This window comes from Macrococcoides bohemicum (assembly GCF_016865215.1).
GTDB classification, from domain to species: domain Bacteria; phylum Bacillota; class Bacilli; order Staphylococcales; family Staphylococcaceae; genus Macrococcoides; species Macrococcoides bohemicum.
In genome coordinates this window covers 2304692-2322721 of record NZ_CP054482.1, presented here as the reverse complement: position 1 = coordinate 2322721, position 18030 = coordinate 2304692, and the positions used below count along the sequence as shown (strand labels likewise).

The window sequence follows — 18030 nt, the reverse complement described above, 5'->3', positions numbered from 1 at the left end:
CAAAGCGAATTGTTTTGAGGTCATTTTTATAAACGAATAATATGAAAGTATTAAAAATAGTTGCTATAATTATGTGAAATGAGGTGAATAAAATGACAACTGGATTAGTATTAGAAGGTGGCGGTATGAGAGGGATATATACCGCGGGAGTATTAGATTGTTTTTTAGAACATGATATTCAATTTAATTATGTAATTGGTGTTTCGGCAGGTGGGAATATGGCAGCGTCTTATCTTTCAAAACAGAAAGGAAGAAATAAGAAAGTATCTTTAGAATTTTTAGATGATAAGCGTTACTTATCTCTTTCTAACTATATAAAGAATAAAGAGATGTTTGGAATGGATTTTATCTTTGATGAAATTCCAAGAGAGCATGTACCGTTTAATATGGAAGACTTTCTTCAATATAAAGGCGAATATGTCATTGCGTGCACAAACTGTGAAACGGGAGAAACGGAATACTTTAATAAAGCATATTTAAAGAAAGACTTAATGACGATTCTGCGTGCATCAAGTTCATTACCGTTAATGGCACCCATCGTAGAATACGATGGTAAGAAGTTATTAGATGGTGGTGTTACAGATCCAATACCTTTAAGAAAAGCACAACGTGATGGCATGATTAACAATGTGGTTGTACTTACTAGACCGAAAGGATATGTAAAACGTTCGAGTCGACTTTCTAAATACTTTAAAGTGAAAGGTTATAAGAAAGTAGATGAAGCGATGCAAAAACGTCCTGCAGTTTATAATGAAACACTGCAATATGTCGATAACCAGGAAAAGAATGGTCATGCAATTGTTATTCGTCCATCTAAAGATTTAAAAGTTGATCGTATGGAAAAGAATCGAGATAAGCTTTCAGCAATGTATGATTTAGGTTATCAAGATGCTTTAGAACAACTGCCGAAGATAAAAGAATGGCTTTATACAAAAGAAAATTAAAAAAAGTTTAAAAAAAGCAGCAAAAGTGTAATTTTTATGCTTGTTATAGTGTTTGAAACCCTGTATAGTTATATCTTGTCCGGTAGAGATAACTCATACGGGGCAAGCACTTCGAAAGACAACAAAAAACTTTTTAAAAAAGTTGTTGACTTTCAAAACACAAGAGAGTATAATTAAATCTTGTGAGGCAGAAAGACAAACACAATGAACATTGAAAACTGAATGACAATATGTCAACGTTAATTCCAATAATTTGAGTGAACTTAGTTCACTCCCAAGAGTGATTGCCATAAGCAATCAAAGAGCATTATCAAACAAACTATTATGGAGAGTTTGATCCTGGCTCAGGATGAACGCTGGCGGCGTGCCTAATACATGCAAGTCGAGCGAATTGACAGAGGTGCTTGCACCTCTCGATTTTAGCGGCGGACGGGTGAGTAACACGTGGGTAACCTACCTATAAGACTGGGATAACTTCGGGAAACCGGAGCTAATACCGGATAATATTTAGCTTCGCATGAAGCAATAGTGAAAGACGGTTCTGCTGTCACTTATAGATGGACCTGCGGTGTATTAGCTAGTTGGTGAGGTAACGGCTCACCAAGGCAACGATACATAGCCGACCTGAGAGGGTGATCGGCCACACTGGGACTGAGACACGGCCCAGACTCCTACGGGAGGCAGCAGTAGGGAATCTTCCGCAATGGACGAAAGTCTGACGGAGCAACGCCGCGTGAGTGAAGAAGGTTTTCGGATCGTAAAACTCTGTTGTAAGGGAAGAACAAGTACGTTAGTAACTGAACGTACCTTGACGGTACCTTACCAGAAAGCCACGGCTAACTACGTGCCAGCAGCCGCGGTAATACGTAGGTGGCAAGCGTTATCCGGAATTATTGGGCGTAAAGCGCGCGTAGGCGGTCTCTTAAGTCTGATGTGAAAGCCCCCGGCTCAACCGGGGAGGGTCATTGGAAACTGGGAGACTTGAGTACAGAAGAGGAGAGTGGAATTCCATGTGTAGCGGTGAAATGCGCAGAGATATGGAGGAACACCAGTGGCGAAGGCGGCTCTCTGGTCTGTAACTGACGCTGAGGTGCGAAAGCGTGGGGATCAAACAGGATTAGATACCCTGGTAGTCCACGCCGTAAACGATGAGTGCTAAGTGTTGGGGGGTTTCCGCCCCTCAGTGCTGCAGCTAACGCATTAAGCACTCCGCCTGGGGAGTACGGTCGCAAGACTGAAACTCAAAGGAATTGACGGGGACCCGCACAAGCGGTGGAGCATGTGGTTTAATTCGAAGCAACGCGAAGAACCTTACCAAATCTTGACATCCTTTGACAACTCTAGAGATAGAGCTTTCCCCTTCGGGGGACAAAGTGACAGGTGGTGCATGGTTGTCGTCAGCTCGTGTCGTGAGATGTTGGGTTAAGTCCCGCAACGAGCGCAACCCTTATCTTTAGTTGCCATCATTAAGTTGGGCACTCTAGAGAGACTGCCGGTGACAAACCGGAGGAAGGTGGGGATGACGTCAAATCATCATGCCCCTTATGATTTGGGCTACACACGTGCTACAATGGATGGTACAAAGGGCAGCAAAACCGCGAGGTCAAGCAAATCCCATAAAACCATTCTCAGTTCGGATTGTAGTCTGCAACTCGACTACATGAAGCTGGAATCGCTAGTAATCGTAGATCAGCATGCTACGGTGAATACGTTCCCGGGTCTTGTACACACCGCCCGTCACACCACGAGAGTTTGTAACACCCGAAGCCGGTGGAGTAACCTTTTAGGAGCTAGCCGTCGAAGGTGGGACAGATGATTGGGGTGAAGTCGTAACAAGGTAGCCGTATCGGAAGGTGCGGCTGGATCACCTCCTTTCTAAGGATAATTACGGAAATCAGACTTCTAAGTCTGATAGGGATTAACATTGACATATTGTATTCAGTTTTGAATGTTTATCGGACCTTCGGTCCAGTAAGTCATTCTAATTGTACTTTGAAAACTAGATAAAGTAAGAAGAAATAAAAGATTTTACCAAGCAAAACCGAGTGAGTTCATTTTTGAATTCTTAAAAAAATCGCGCGTCTGCATTTATGCAGACATCACAATTATTAATAACAGATTAAGTTATTAAGGGCGCACGGTGGATGCCTTGGCACTAGAAGCCGAAGAAGGACGTTACTAACGACGATATGCTTTGGGGAGCTGTAAGTAAGCTTTGATCCAGAGATTTCCGAATGGGGAAACCCAGCATGAGTTATGTCATGTTATCCATATATGAATACATAGTATATGAGAAGGCACACCCGGAGAACTGAAACATCTAAGTACCCGGAGGAAGAGAAAGAAAACTCGATTCCCTTAGTAGCGGCGAGCGAAACGGGAAGAGCCCAAACCAGAGAGCTTGCTCTCTGGGGTTGTAGGACACTCAATACGGAGTTACAAAGGAACAGTTTAGACGAATGACTTTGGAAAAGTCAGCCATAGAAGGTAAAGGCCCTGTAGTCGAAAAGTTGTTCTCTCCTGAGTGGATCCTGAGTACGGCGGAACACGTGGAATTCCGTCGGAATCCGGGAGGACCATCTCCCAAGGCTAAATACTCTCTAGTGACCGATAGTGAACCAGTACCGTGAGGGAAAGGTGAAAAGCACCCCGGAAGGGGAGTGAAATAGAACCTGAAACCGTGTGCTTACAAGTAGTCAGAGCCCGTTAATGGGTGATGGCGTGCCTTTTGTAGAATGAACCGGCGAGTTACGATTTGATGCAAGGTTAAGCAGTATATGTGGAGCCGTAGCGAAAGCGAGTCTGAATAGGGCGAATGAGTATCAGGTCGTAGACCCGAAACCAGGTGATCTACCCATGTCCAGGTTGAAGTTCAGGTAACACTGAATGGAGGACCGAACCGACTTACGTTGAAAAGTGAGCGGATGAGGTGTGGGTAGCGGAGAAATTCCAATCGAACCTGGAGATAGCTGGTTCTCTCCGAAATAGCTTTAGGGCTAGCCTCGTGTGATGATTATTGGAGGTAGAGCACTGTTTGGACTAGGGGCCCCCCTCGGGTTACCGAATTCAGACAAACTCCGAATGCCAAATAATTTAACACGGGAGTCAGACTGCGGGTGATAAGGTCCGTAGTCGAGAGGGAAACAGCCCAGACCACCAGCTAAGGTCCCAAAATATATGTTAAGTGGAAAAGGATGTGGCGTTGCCCAGACAACTAGGATGTTGGCTTAGAAGCAGCCATCATTTAAAGAGTGCGTAATAGCTCACTAGTCGAGTGACGCTGCGCCGAAAATGTACCGGGGCTAAACATATTACCGAAGCTGTGGATTGTCCTATGGACAATGGTAGGAGAGCGTTCTAAGCAGCGTCGAAGCATGATCGCAAGGACATGTGGAGCGCTTAGAAGTGAGAATGCCGGTGTGAGTAGCGAAAGACGGGTGAGAATCCCGTCCACCGATTGACTAAGGTTTCCAGAGGAAGGCTCGTCCGCTCTGGGTTAGTCGGGACCTAAGCCGAGGCCGAATGGCGTAGGCGATGGATAACAGGTAGATATTCCTGTACCACCTAAGATTGTTTGAACGATGGGGGGACGCAGTAGGATAGGCGAAGCGTACTGTTGGTTATGTACGTCCAAGCACTGAGACTGAGTATTAGGCAAATCCGGTACTCTTAAGGTCAAGGTGTGATGGGGAGCGAAATTATAGTAGCGAAGTCGTTGATTTCACACTGCCAAGAAAAGCCTCTAGTTAGAAATTAGGTGCCCGTACCGCAAACCGACACAGGTAGTCAAGATGAGAATTCTAAGGTGAGCGAGCGAACTCTCGTTAAGGAACTCGGCAAAATGACCCCGTAACTTCGGGAGAAGGGGTGCTTTTTAGGGTGCAAGCCTTGAAGAGCCGCAGTGAATAGGCCCAAGCGACTGTTTATCAAAAACACAGGTCTCTGCAAAACCGTAAGGTGACGTATAGGGGCTGACGCCTGCCCGGTGCTGGAAGGTTAAAAGGAGTGGTTAGCATTAGCGAAGCTACGAATTGAAGCCCCAGTAAACGGCGGCCGTAACTATAACGGTCCTAAGGTAGCGAAATTCCTTGTCGGGTAAGTTCCGACCCGCACGAAAGGCGTAACGATTTGGGCACTGTCTCAACGAGAGACTCGGTGAAATCATAGTACCTGTGAAGATGCAGGTTACCCGCGACAGGACGGAAAGACCCCGTGGAGCTTTACTGCAGCCTGATATTGAAATTCGGCACAGCTTGTACAGGATAGGTAGGAGCCTTTGAAGCGTGAGCGTCAGCTTACGTGGAGGCGTTGGTGGGATACTACCCTGGCTGTGTTGACTTTCTAACCCGCACCACTTATCGTGGTGGGAGACAGTGTCAGGCGGGCAGTTTGACTGGGGCGGTCGCCTCCTAAAGAGTAACGGAGGCGCTCAAAGGTTCCCTCAGAATGGTTGGAAATCATTCGCAGAGTGTAAAGGCACAAGGGAGCTTGACTGCAAGACCTACAAGTCGAGCAGGGTCGAAAGACGGACTTAGTGATCCGGTGGTTCCGCATGGAAGGGCCATCGCTCAACGGATAAAAGCTACCCCGGGGATAACAGGCTTATCTCCCCCAAGAGTTCACATCGACGGGGAGGTTTGGCACCTCGATGTCGGCTCATCGCATCCTGGGGCTGTAGTCGGTCCCAAGGGTTGGGCTGTTCGCCCATTAAAGCGGTACGCGAGCTGGGTTCAGAACGTCGTGAGACAGTTCGGTCCCTATCCGTCGTGGGCGTAGGAAATTTGAGAGGAGCTGTCCTTAGTACGAGAGGACCGGGATGGACATACCTCTGGTGTACCAGTTGTCGCGCCAGCGGCATAGCTGGGTAGCTATGTATGGACGGGATAAGTGCTGAAAGCATCTAAGCATGAAGCCCCCCTCAAGATGAGATTTCCCAACTTCGGTTATAAGATCCCTCAAAGATGATGAGGTTAATAGGTTCGAGGTGGAAGTACAGTAATGTATGGAGCTGACGAATACTAATCGATCGAAGACTTAATCAATTTTATAGATTTTTTGCACGGTGATGTTTGGTACATCATATTTCTTCTTAAGTTTATCTAGTTTTGAAGGTACAATACCTTTAATATACTTTGTCTGGTGACGATGGCAGAGAGGTCACACCTGTTCCCATACCGAACACAGAAGTTAAGCTCTCTAGCGCCGATGGTAGTTGGTCTTACGATCCGCGAGAGTAGGACGTTGCCGGGCAGATTTATAGTAATACCTTAAATGGATGCGATGAGCCGCAAACGAGTGACCTGTTAAGGTCTCTTTTTTTTGCATTTTTTTAAGTGTTTTTATTATTAGATACTTAGTTTTAAAAATGTTGGTACAATAATAGATGGAAGTAATGAAAATGTTTAACTTATAGAAATGATTCGTAAAAATAAAGGAGTTCCTTCTATGAAAATGTATAATGCTATGATTGAACATTTTAAACAAATTCCAATTTCACTGCATGTTCCTGGTCACCATTATCAAACGATAGGACATCTTGATAATTTAGAATTAAAATACGATGTTACAGAAATTTCAGGTATGGATGATTATCACCATCCTGAAGGTATTATAAAGAATAGTCAATTATGGATTAATAAAGAAGGGTATGATTCACGATTTTTAGTAAACGGTACAACTGTCGGTTTACTGTCAGTGATTCTTTCTTTTATAGAAGCTGGTGAAGTTCCGAGTGTTGCTATTATGAGAAATGCGCACAAATCAATTTATAATGCGATTGCAATGGGAAGAGGTAGCGCATATATTTTACCGACAAATGTTTCAGATACTACAAAAGAGTATAATGGAATTGATATAGGAGCCATTGATAAAGGTACGTTGTCTCATATTAAATTAGCGGTATTAACATATCCTAATTACTTTGGTGAAACATATGATATTAAAGCGGCAATTGAGTATTTTCATCGTTATCATATTCCTGTATTAATTGATGAAGCGCATGGCGCTCATTTCGATATTTCAGAACATTTTCCTGTAAGTACATTAAATTACGCAGCTGATTTCGTAGTACAGTCTTATCATAAGACATTACCTGCATTTACAATGAGTTCAGTTATTCATATAAATCATGCTATTTCTGAAGATATAAAACACCAGATAATTCATTTACTTTCGATATTACAATCTTCTAGTCCTTCGTATATGCTAATGTTAGGTTTAGAACAAGCAGATACCTTTTATAAGCAGTATAAAGATAGATTATTTTTTAAGCGTAGAACGACATTATTAAAAGCACTGCGGAAAGTCTTTGATGTTATAGAAGCAGCTGATCCACTGAAGTTATTGTTGATGCACGAGTGTTATAGTGGTATAGAATTAGCGCAATTATTAGAGAAATACGGTATATTTACTGAGTTGAGTAATGAAAAGTTTGTATTATGTGTATTACCATTATGGCATGAGGATGATCGTTATTTATTTGAGTTATTGATTGATAGAATAAATAATATAAAATTAGATAGTAACAGAGTTATAAATGAAGTAAAAAGTGAGATGTTATATAATCAATTAGATGGGATCTATATTGCCCAGACTTCAAACAATATTATCACTATAGATTTAGATGACAGCATAGGTCGTATATGTGCAGAACATATTATTCCTTATCCTCCTGGTATTCCATATATATTAGAGGGAGAAGTGATTTCAGAGGAACATGTTCAACATGTAATTTCATTTATTTCTAATGGTGGCAAAGTACATGGCATCTATGATAATAAAATTCGTGTGTGGAAGTAGGAGTTAATAATGAGTTATTTTATTACAATTGAAGGTCCGGAAGGTTCGGGTAAAAGTACAGTTATTAAAGCATTAACGAAAGAATTAAGCGATAAGTTCGAAGTCGTTACGACAAGGGAACCGGGTGGTATAAAAATTAGTGAAGATATCCGTAATATTATTTTAGATGATGCGAGTGCAATGGATTATCGAACAGAGGCATTATTATTTGCTGCAAGCCGTAGACAACATCTTGTAGAAAAAGTATTACCAGCACTTCAAATGGGTAAAATCGTATTGTGTGACCGTTTTATTGATAGTTCATTAGCCTACCAAGGTTATGCGCGTGGCATCGGGGTTGACGAAATTCGTGCGATCAATGAATTTGCAATTGAAGGTAAATATCCGGATTTAACGTTATATTTACGTGTTGAACCTGAAATAGGATTATTACGTATTAAAGATAATTCACGTGAAACAAACCGATTGGACAAAGAACAGATTGACTTTCATAAGCGTGTTGTAAAAGGATATGATGAATTATTTCGTTTACATCCTGACAGAATTAAATTGATTGATGCTTCGCAACCTCTTTTGGAGGTAGTTAATGATTGTTTAGATGCAATTAATAAGAGCATTAAATAGTTTGTGATATAATTAATGACAAGAGGTGTTTTAAATGAAAATGATAATTGCAATTGTACAGGACCAGGATAGCCAAAGTCTGTCTGATGTACTTACTAAAAATAATTTTAGAACAACAAAACTCGCTTCTACTGGCGGTTTTTTAAGAGCTGGTAATACGACGTTTCTTTGTGGTGTAGAAGACGAACGCGTAAATGAACTATTAACTTTAATCAATAGTACTTGTGGTAATCGAGAACAAGTTGTTACACCAGTAACACCAATGGGTGGAAATGCGGATGCTTATATCCCATATCCTGTAGAAGTCGAAGTTGGTGGCGCAACAGTCTTCGTAATGCCAATTGAACAATTTCATCAGTTCTAACATTAGCTGCCTTGTGCAGCTTTTTGATTATATAAAGGAGTAGATTGAATGCTTAAGCAACTGCAGCATCTTATCGATAATAATAAATTAAGTCATGCTTATTTGTTTGATGGGCAGAATAGAGGCCAGTTAAAAGATGAAGCAATGCGTTTCGCGACACAAATACTTTGTAGTAATAATGATACATGTCAAAGTCGCGTTCAGAATTTAAATCACGCAGATTTCATCCTTGTAGAAACAAGTGAAGCTACGATAAAAAAAGAGTTAATAGAAGATTTGTTACATCGTATGAATCAAAAACCGATTGAAGGAACACATAAAGTCTATATTATTATGGATTTTGATAAAGTAACGGTGCAAGGTGAAAATAGTATATTAAAATTTTTAGAGGAACCACCTGCAAATACTGTAGCAATATTAGTAACAACTGCACCAAAATCCATCTTACCGACCATCCATTCAAGATGTCAGCATATCTTTATACAAGCTAGTGAAGATGATTTAACAAAGCATAGTGATCTGGATATTCCAAAATCTGTTCTGGCTACGATGAATGCCCTTAACCTAAGTAAAGAAGAAGCTGTAGAATGGTATGAGACACATCAATTTAATGATTTGAAGGGTGTAATAATTAAGTGGTGCCAAACTTTACTAAACAGTGATACAATGGGATTAATTCAAATTGTCAACATTTTGGATACACTCGATTCGCGAGAGAAACAATTAATTGGAATAGATATGATTCAATTGTATCTACAAGATTTGATGTATGTACTCATCGGAGATAATGTAGTAAGTTATCCTGAAATGAAAGAACATATTCAACAGCAGGCAAATCTTCTAACTATTGATAAATGTCTAGCAATGATAGATCATACACTTACTGCAAAACAGTATTTGCTACAATATGTTAATATAACATTAGTGTATGAAGCTTTAGCGATTCAAATGCTCAATGAGGTGAAATAATGATAGAAATAATAGGCGTGAAATTTCAGAAATCAGGTAAGACAGAATATTATCAACCTGGTGATGAACAATTCTCAGTCAATGAATTAGTAGTAATTGATAATAAAAAGCGTGGTGTGGAACTTGCCCGTGTTATTATTCCAAATAAAGAAGTGCCGCTTGAAGACGTAGTTATGCCGGTACCAATGATCAGTCGTAAAGCAACAGAAAATGATATCTTAAAGTATGAACAAAATATGTTAGATGCTGATCGTGCATTAGAGCTGTGTAAACAACACGTGAAAAATCATGAACTCGATATGCGCTTAGTAAATGCAACTTATACTTTAGATAAAGCAAAGATTATTTTTAACTTTACTGCTAATGAGCGTGTGGATTTTCGCGAGTTAGTTAAAAGTTTAGCGTATGACCTAAAAACACGCATTGAATTACGTCAAATCGGTGTAAGAGATGAAGCGAAGATTCTAGGCGGCATTGGTCCTTGCGGTCGTAGTTTATGCTGTGCAACTTATTTAGGTGATTTTGAACCCGTGTCGATAAAAATGGCAAAAGATCAGAATTTATCATTAAATCCTACTAAAATTTCAGGTGCATGTGGTCGTTTAATGTGTTGTTTGAAATACGAAAATGATTATTACGAAGAAACAAGAAGAAGACTACCTGATATTGGGGAAGAAATTCAAACACCTGAAGGACCTGGTCGTGTTATTGGTTTAAATATATTAGATGTGACGATGCAAGTAAAATTAAAGAGTATGGAAACACCAATCCTTTATCATATCGACGAGGTACAAGTTTAGGAGGTTTATAATGAACCGCGATGAATTATTCAATGCTTTAACTAAGCTGGAGAAACAAATCAATAATATAAATGATAGTTATGAAACATTAAAAGAACTGACAGTTGCTTTAGTCGAAGAAAATGTTGCATTAAAGTTAGAAAATGATAATCTGCAACGCTTTATTCAGGTACCTAAAGAAGAAGAGGAACCTAAAAAGAATAATAAAGTACTTCAAAGTAAAGATAATTTAGCGATGCTTTATGCTGAAGGTTTTCATATTTGTCCGACTGATTTATTTGGCAAACACCGTGGTGGCGGTGACTGTATTTTTTGCTTAAGCTTACTATCTGATAAAGAATAAAAAGAGGCGTAAGCCTTTTTTTATTGGAGGAATTATGATGTTGTTAGAAAATGAAAGATTTGATCAATTAATTAAAGAAAATTTATCCATCATTCAAAATGATGATGTATTTTCTTTTTCAACTGATGCACTGCTACTTGCACATCTTACGCCGTTAAAGAAAAAAGACAAAGTGATAGATATTTGTTCAGGGAATGGCATTATTCCTTTATTATTATCTCATCGTACAAATATGCCAATAGAAGCAATCGAAATTCAGCCGCAACTTGTAGATATGGCAAAACGATCTGTTCAATATAACAAACTGGAAGAACAGATTTGTATGTACCAGATGGACATAAAGTGCGTGAAACAAAATTTTATACCCAGTCAATTTGATGTTGTAACATGTAATCCTCCCTACTTTAGAGCGAATCAGGAGTATCAGCATTTGAAGGAAGCTCATCGCATCGCCAGAACTGAAGTGCTTTGTACATTTTTAGATTGCGTCCAGTCTGCAAATCATTTACTGAAGCAAGGAGGAAAAATGGTTGTTGTTCAACGTGCTGATCGGTTGATTGATGTGCTTTCTGATATGAGAACAGTTGGTATTGAACCTAAAGTTATTTATCCTATCTATTCATCTCCTAATAAACCCACTGCGATTACAGTTGTTGTCGTTGGTATAAAAGGTGGTAAACCAGACGTGAAAGTTATGCCGCCATTTTATATCTATCATACGGATGGTACTTATTCTAAATCGATGAATGAGGTATATTATGGGTAATCATTATATTTATATATTAGAATGTAGTGATGGTACACTGTATACAGGCTATACAAATGATCTGGAGAAAAGACTCCATACCCATAACGAAGGCAAAGGTGCAAAGTATACAAGAGTAAGATTACCGGTGAAACGCGTATACGAAGAAAGTTTTGAAACGAAAAGTGCAGCAATGCAAAGAGAGTATGCGATTAAGCAATTAACACGTTCACAAAAGATTAAATTAATACAGGGAGGTACCTTATGAGCGGTATCTTATATTTAGTAGGTACACCAATCGGCAATTTAGAAGATATTACATTTAGAGCGGTAAGAATGTTAAAAGAAGCGGATATCATTTTATGTGAAGACACAAGAGTGACTAAAAAACTCGTTATGCATTATGAGATTGATACACCATTAAAAAGCTACCATGAACATAATAAAGATCAGGTGACAGATTATATTATCGATTTATTGTTAGAAGGAAATCATATCGCATTAGTTTCTGATGCAGGACTTCCCCTTATAAGTGATCCTGGATACGAACTCGTCGTTGTAGCGCGTGAGAAAGGTATTAAAGTTGAAACAGTGCCAGGTGCTAATGCCGCACTTACAGCTTTAATGACAAGTGGTATTAGCTCTTATTCATTTTTATTTGAGGGTTTTTTACCACGCAAAGATAGTGAAAAGAAAGAGCGACTCGTATCGCTTATGGCTTTACCACATACAGTGATTATATATGAATCTCCGTTTCGCGTGAAACATACATTAGAAGTGATTGCAAAAATAGACAGTACGCGTAAAATATCTATTGCACGTGAACTGACTAAGAAGTTTGAGCAAGTTGAAACTGATTCCGTGATGCATCTATTAGAACGTCTGGATAAAGATATAAATCTTAAGGGTGAATTTGTTATTGTAATTGAAGGCAGCACAGGAGAAAATAATGTGAACTGGTGGTCAGAAATGACAGTGGAAGATCACGTCAATCACTATGTTAAAGAAGGATTACGAAATAAAGAGGCGATTAAACAAGTTGCTTTGGATAGAGATATGAAGAAAAATGAAGTTTATCAAATGTATCATGTAGATACAAAATAAAAGGTTCGAATCCATTTGGATTAGAACCTTTTTATTTTTATATCTTATTTTTCTTTTGATTCAATCTCTTTTAAGATTTGTTCAACGCCTTCTTTAGATAATACTAATTTACCACCTGCTAATAAATAGTTATCTTCTGAAACATCACCAGTTACAGCACAAGTCATGCTTGGTTTATATTTTTTTAAGATAATTTTATCTGCATCAGTATAGATTTCTAAAGCGTCTTTTTCAGCGATGTCTAAAATACGACGTAATTCGATTGGAATAACTACACGTCCTAATTCGTCAACTTTTCTTACGATACCAGTAGATTTCATAATATATTTCCTCCAAAAATTGTTTTTGTAGTAATTTTAGTAAATTCGACAAAGTTAATAAGGGTTTTCGACATTTGTCTTAATAAGAGTGTACTACCGTATTTTTACATTGTCAACGATATATCATCAAAATCTTTATTTGTAATGCTTTAGTAATGTTATGTAATATTCAGATTTTGAAAAGTTTACTTGATTTTACAATACATTAATAATTTTACTTGTCGAATTGTAAAGATTAGTCATATTGAAAAATAACGAAAACTTCTGTATATTTAAAGGATAAATAGCACTAGGAGGACGAACATGACGAACGATACTTTTTATATAACAACGCCTATATACTATCCAAGCGGTAAATTACATATTGGACATGCATATTCAACAGTAGCAGGTGACGCTATCGCGCGTTACAAAAGAATGCAAGGTTACGATGTTAAGTATTTAACAGGTACAGATGAACATGGCCAAAAGATTCAGGAGAAAGCACTTGCTGCCGGTAAATCTGAAATAGAATATTTAGATGAAATCATTAAAGACATTCAGGCATTATGGAAAAAGCTTGATATTTCAAACGATGATTTTATTAGAACGACTGAAACGCGTCATAAACTTGTTGTCGAAAAAGTATTCGAAAAATTATTAGCACAAGATGATATTTATTTAGGTGAATATGAAGGATGGTATTCAGTGCCAGACGAAACATTCTACACTGAAACGCAACTTGTTGATCCTATTATGGAAGGCGATAAAATCGTTGGAGGGAAAAGTCCGGATTCAGGACACCCGGTTCAACTTGTGAAAGAAGAAAGTTATTTCTTTAGATTGAGTAAATATGCTGATCGTTTAGTACGATATTATGAAGAACATCCTGATTTCATTCAACCTGTTTCTCGAAAAAATGAAATGTTAAATAACTTTATTAAACCAGGGTTAGAAGATTTAGCTGTTTCTCGTACATCTTTTGACTGGGGGATAAAAGTTCCGTCTAATCCGAAACATGTTGTATATGTTTGGATTGATGCATTAACAAACTATATCTCTGCTTTAGGTTACCTTTCAGAAGATGATACAGAATTTAAGAAATACTGGCCAGCTGATGTCCACATTATGGCGAAAGAAATTGTTCGTTTCCATACAATTATCTGGCCAGTTTTACTCATGGCTTTAGATTTACCATTACCGAAGAAAGTATTTGCTCACGGATGGATATTAATGAAAGACGGTAAGATGAGTAAGTCAAAAGGGAATGTGGTAGATCCGCATATCCTAATTGATCGTTACGGTTTAGACGCAGTGCGTTACTACTTAATGCGTGAGTTACCATTTGGTTCAGATGGAGTGTTTACGCCTGAAGCTTTCGTTGATCGTACAAACTTTGACCTTGCAAATGACTTAGGTAACTTAGTTAACCGTACGATTGCGATGATCAATAAATATTTTGATGGCAATCTTTCTGGCTACAAAGGTCAAATGCATGAAGTAGATGCTGAAATTGAAGCGTTAGCACTTGAAACGAAAGCGAAATACGATGCTGCTATGGAGAACTTACAATATTCAGTAGCGTTACAAGAAGTATGGAAGCTGATTTCAAGAACAAATAAATATATCGATGAAACAACACCGTGGATTTTAATCAAAGATGAAACACAAAAAGAATTATTAGAAAGCGTAATGTATCACTTAGTTGAGAATATTCGTTTTGCGAGTGTATTATTACGCCCATTCTTAACAGAAGCACCGACAAAAATCTTTAATCAATTAAATATTCAGGATCCAACATTATTTGAATTTGCGAGTCTTGAAGAATACGGTAAGATTAAAGACTTAAAAGTGGTTGAGAAAGCAACACCAATCTTCCCACGTTTAGATACAGCAGCTGAAGTAGAATTTATTAAGAGTACGATGCAACCGCCAGCACCAGCAGAAGAGGAAATAGAAGAAGTACCCGCTAAGCCGGAAATTACAATTGATACATTTAATGAAGTAGAATTGAAGACAGCGACGATTATTGATGCGGATTACATAAAAAAAGCGAAAAAATTATTAAAAATCCAGGTAGATTTAGGTAACGAACAACGCCAAATCGTTTCTGGTATCGCTGAATTCTATAAACCAGAAGACATTATTGGTAAGAAAGTTATTGTAGTGACAAACTTAAAACCAGTTGAATTACGTGGAGAAAAATCTGAAGGTATGATTCTTTCGGCGGAAAAAGATGGTGCATTAACATTAGTCAGCGTACCAAATGCAATTGAGAACGGCTCAATCGTAAAATAATATCAACGAGGAGTGATATGGTGTTAATTGATACACACGTTCATTTAAACGCAGATCAGTACGAAGAAGATTTACAGGAAGTTATAGATAGAGCGCGAGAAAACGGGATAGATCGCATGATCGTCGTTGGATTTGATGAAGTAACAATTGAACGCACGATGAAGCTCATTGATCAATACGAATTTGTATATGGTGTAATCGGTTGGCATCCAGTCGATGCAATTGATTTCACGGAGGAATATTACGATTGGATTAAAGAACTGTCTAAGCATCCTAAAATCGTAGCGATTGGTGAGATGGGATTAGATTATCATTGGGATAAATCACCTAAAGATATTCAAAAAAAAGTGTTTAAACGTCAAATTCAGCTGGCAAAAGAAGTGAATTTACCGATCGTTATTCACAATCGTGAAGCGACAGCGGATGTTATTGAAATCTTAAAGTCAGAAAATGCACAAGAAGTTGGAGGCGTAATGCACAGCTTTAGTGGTAGCCCTGAAACATGTGATGAAGTATTGAAATTAAACTTTATCATCTCTTTAGGAGGGCCTGTAACATTTAAAAATGCGAAGCAACCGAAAGCAGTAGCAAAACATGTACCACTTGATAAACTTATTGTTGAAACAGACGCGCCATATTTAACACCACATCCGTATCGTGGTAAACGTAATGAACCGATGCATGTGAAACTTGTAGCCGAAGAAATCGCAGCGCTTAGAGGAATTGCTTATGAAGAAGTTGCGGAACAAACCACGAAAAATGCAGAACAGCTGTTTGGTGGATTAGGAAAATAAGTAGGGACATTTGTCTCTGCTTATTTTTTACTATAAATAATTCTATCCATTTTTAAAATAACAAGTATAATTGTAATATTGTATATAGATAAGTAAAAAGGAAAGATTGATATGAAAATAAATGAAATTATTGTCGTAGAAGGTAAGGATGATACGACGCGAGTGAAGATGGCAGTTGAGTGCGATACGATTGAAACGAATGGTTCTGCCATCAATGATGAGACAATTGAAGCGATACAACATGCTGCTGAAGTGCGTGGTGTCATTGTGTTAACGGATCCTGATTACCCAGGAAATAAGATTAGAAAAACAATTGAACAGCGAGTACCTACTGTTAAACATGCATTTATAGATGCAGCTATTGCACGTAATAAGCGTGGTAAAGTTGGTATTGAGCATGCACCGGTTGAAGCAATTCGTGATGCATTATTAAGCGTGTCATCACCCTTTGAACATGATTCAGAAACGGTGTCAAAAGCGTTACTCGTGGATTTAGGATTGATTATGGGACCACATGCAGCGACGAAGCGTAAAGATTTGTGCAGACATTTAAGAATCGGTTATTGTAATGGTAAGCAATTATTTCATAGATTAAATGCATTTGGCATTACTGAAGCGGATGTGTTAGATGCTTTGAATTTAGAATATAAGGAGAGTCCTAATGGAAATAAATGATATTGCAACACCTACGCGTACGAAAGAACTGTTAAGTAAATATGGATTTAAATTTAAGAAGAGTTTAGGACAGAACTTTTTAGTAGATCCCAACGTGATTCGTAATATTATTGATGCCGCAGGTATAGATGAGACTTGTGGTGTTATTGAGATTGGTCCGGGTATGGGTTCTTTAACGGAACAATTAGCACGTAAAGCGAAGCATGTACTTGCGTTTGAAATCGATCAACGTCTGATTCCGATTTTAGGAGATACGTTAAGTCCTTATGAAAATGTAACGGTAATAAATGAAGACATACTAAAAGCGAACGTTAAGGAAGCGATTGATAATCATTTATCAGACTGTGATGAGATTTTTGTTGTAGCTAACTTACCCTATTATATTACGACACCTATTCTAATGGGACTTCTAGAGCAGCATCTACCGATTAATAGTTATGTTGTAATGATGCAAAAAGAAGTGGGTGAGCGTTTAACTGCTGTGCCATCAACGAAAGCTTACGGCTCTTTATCGATTGCTATTCAGTATTATACAGATGTAAAACGTGTGATGATTGTACCTAAAGGTGTATTTATGCCACCACCAAACGTGGATTCTTTAGTGGTGAAACTAACGACTTTACCTGAACCACGTGTAAAAATTGATGACGAAAAGATATATTTTAAGTTAACGCGCGGAGCTTTTGTACAACGCAGAAAGACGATATTAAACAACTATATGAGTCTATTCCCAAATAGCAAGGAATATAAAGACGACATTATCGCATGGTTAGAGGAAAGCAACATCGCTCCTAGTCGCAGAGGAGAAAGTTTATCGCTCGAAGAATTTGCACGACTTGCAAATAATATGAAAAATTACCCACAAATAGTGATATAAAATATTGACAAGTGTAATTTAAATTGATAAAATTAAAAATTTTATTGACTATTTATATGCAAAGTGTTATAATTTAAGGCATAGTGAGGTGGGTTTCTATGCCAAAAACATTAGTAGACATCAAAAAAATTCTTGATTGTCAGTTAGGAAATCAGATTGTACTAAGAGCTAATGGAGGACGTAAAAAGTTAATTGAGCGCCGTGGTGTGCTTAAAGAAACTTATCCATCAGTTTTCGTGGTTGAATTAGACCAAGATAAACATAATTTTGAACGTGTGTCATATACATATACCGACGTATTGACAGAAAACGTGCAAGTAACATTTGTAAATGATCAGCAGGAAGAATTTCTTGTTCAATAAAAATTAAAACCTATTCCATATGGAATAGGTTTTA

At 38.3% G+C, this 18030-nt stretch carries 16 protein-coding genes and 3 rRNA genes; 18 read left to right on the top strand and 1 reads right to left on the bottom strand.

The annotated features are described in order from the left end of the window. The first annotated feature begins 92 nt into the window (after positions 1-92). The 13 genes from HT586_RS12140 (at position 93) to rsmI (ending at position 12691) form a co-directional block, all read left to right on the top strand. Positions 93-944, top strand: a complete 852-nt coding sequence (locus HT586_RS12140) for a patatin-like phospholipase family protein (RefSeq protein WP_096077804.1) — start codon at positions 93-95, stop codon at positions 942-944. Positions 945-1265: 321 nt separating this feature from the next. Next, positions 1266-2819: ribosomal RNA gene (locus HT586_RS12135) — 16S ribosomal RNA — on the top strand. 242 nt (positions 2820-3061) lie between these two features. After that, positions 3062-5986, top strand: a 23S ribosomal RNA gene (locus HT586_RS12130). 93 nt (positions 5987-6079) lie between these two features. Continuing rightward, positions 6080-6194: ribosomal RNA gene (gene rrf, locus HT586_RS12125) — 5S ribosomal RNA — on the top strand. Together the 16S, 23S and 5S rRNA genes form the textbook arrangement of a ribosomal RNA operon. 195 nt (positions 6195-6389) lie before the next feature. Beyond that, positions 6390-7742, top strand: coding sequence for an Orn/Lys/Arg family decarboxylase (locus HT586_RS12120; protein ID WP_203545885.1), 1353 nt, complete (start codon positions 6390-6392; stop codon positions 7740-7742). A 9-nt stretch (positions 7743-7751) separates the two neighbouring features. After that, entirely contained in the window at positions 7752-8366 is a 615-nt protein-coding gene (gene tmk / locus HT586_RS12115) for a dTMP kinase (protein WP_203545884.1), read from the top strand. A 34-nt stretch (positions 8367-8400) separates the two neighbouring features. After that, a complete protein-coding gene (locus HT586_RS12110) occupies positions 8401-8730 on the top strand; it encodes a cyclic-di-AMP receptor (protein WP_111747034.1) in 330 nt (109 codons plus the stop codon). A 48-nt stretch (positions 8731-8778) separates the two neighbouring features. Continuing rightward, on the top strand, positions 8779-9699 hold the full coding sequence (locus HT586_RS12105) for a DNA polymerase III subunit delta' (RefSeq protein WP_203545883.1): 921 nt from the start codon (positions 8779-8781) through the stop codon (positions 9697-9699). Continuing rightward, positions 9699-10499: a PSP1 domain-containing protein gene (locus tag HT586_RS12100; RefSeq protein ID WP_096077809.1), complete on the top strand. Its 801-nt coding sequence runs from the start codon at positions 9699-9701 to the stop codon at positions 10497-10499. The genes HT586_RS12105 and HT586_RS12100 overlap by 1 nt, the downstream gene beginning before the upstream one ends. A 10-nt stretch (positions 10500-10509) precedes the next feature. Beyond that, complete coding sequence (yabA, locus tag HT586_RS12095; RefSeq protein ID WP_111717435.1) at positions 10510-10842, top strand: DNA replication initiation control protein YabA; 333 nt, start codon at positions 10510-10512, stop codon at positions 10840-10842. 37 nt (positions 10843-10879) lie between these two features. Then, complete coding sequence (locus HT586_RS12090; protein ID WP_203545882.1) at positions 10880-11608, top strand: tRNA1(Val) (adenine(37)-N6)-methyltransferase; 729 nt, start codon at positions 10880-10882, stop codon at positions 11606-11608. After that, positions 11601-11855 carry a GIY-YIG nuclease family protein gene (locus HT586_RS12085; RefSeq protein ID WP_133355163.1) on the top strand — a complete coding sequence of 85 codons (255 nt, stop codon included), beginning with the start codon at positions 11601-11603 and terminating at the stop codon, positions 11853-11855. The genes HT586_RS12090 and HT586_RS12085 overlap by 8 nt, the downstream gene beginning before the upstream one ends. Beyond that, positions 11852-12691 carry a 16S rRNA (cytidine(1402)-2'-O)-methyltransferase gene (rsmI, locus tag HT586_RS12080; protein ID WP_096077813.1) on the top strand — a complete coding sequence of 280 codons (840 nt, stop codon included), beginning with the start codon at positions 11852-11854 and terminating at the stop codon, positions 12689-12691. The genes HT586_RS12085 and rsmI overlap by 4 nt, the downstream gene beginning before the upstream one ends. A gap of 44 nt (positions 12692-12735) precedes the next feature. On the opposite strand, the gene abrB is transcribed toward rsmI, so the two are convergent. Further along, positions 12736-13011, bottom strand: a complete 276-nt coding sequence (abrB, locus tag HT586_RS12075; protein WP_096077814.1) for a transition state genes transcriptional regulator AbrB — start codon at positions 13009-13011, stop codon at positions 12736-12738. Between the two features lie 303 nt (positions 13012-13314). On the opposite strand from abrB, the gene metG reads away from it, so the two are divergent. The 5 genes from metG to veg all read left to right on the top strand — a co-directional run bounded on the left by metG (position 13315) and on the right by veg (position 17996). Continuing rightward, positions 13315-15288, top strand: a complete 1974-nt coding sequence (gene metG, locus HT586_RS12070) for a methionine--tRNA ligase (protein ID WP_203545881.1) — start codon at positions 13315-13317, stop codon at positions 15286-15288. 20 nt (positions 15289-15308) lie between these two features. After that, positions 15309-16082: a TatD family hydrolase gene (locus HT586_RS12065; RefSeq protein WP_188018807.1), complete on the top strand. Its 774-nt coding sequence runs from the start codon at positions 15309-15311 to the stop codon at positions 16080-16082. A gap of 111 nt (positions 16083-16193) precedes the next feature. Then, the gene (rnmV, locus tag HT586_RS12060) at positions 16194-16757 is read left to right on the top strand and encodes a ribonuclease M5 (protein WP_133355167.1); all 564 of its coding nucleotides are present in this window, start codon (positions 16194-16196) and stop codon (positions 16755-16757) included. Then, entirely contained in the window at positions 16744-17634 is an 891-nt protein-coding gene (rsmA, locus tag HT586_RS12055; protein WP_096077818.1) for a 16S rRNA (adenine(1518)-N(6)/adenine(1519)-N(6))-dimethyltransferase RsmA, read from the top strand. Before rnmV ends, rsmA begins: the two co-directional genes overlap by 14 nt. A gap of 98 nt (positions 17635-17732) precedes the next feature. Then, the gene (veg, locus tag HT586_RS12050; protein ID WP_096077819.1) at positions 17733-17996 is read left to right on the top strand and encodes a biofilm formation stimulator Veg; all 264 of its coding nucleotides are present in this window, start codon (positions 17733-17735) and stop codon (positions 17994-17996) included. The last annotated feature ends 34 nt before the right edge of the window (positions 17997-18030 follow it).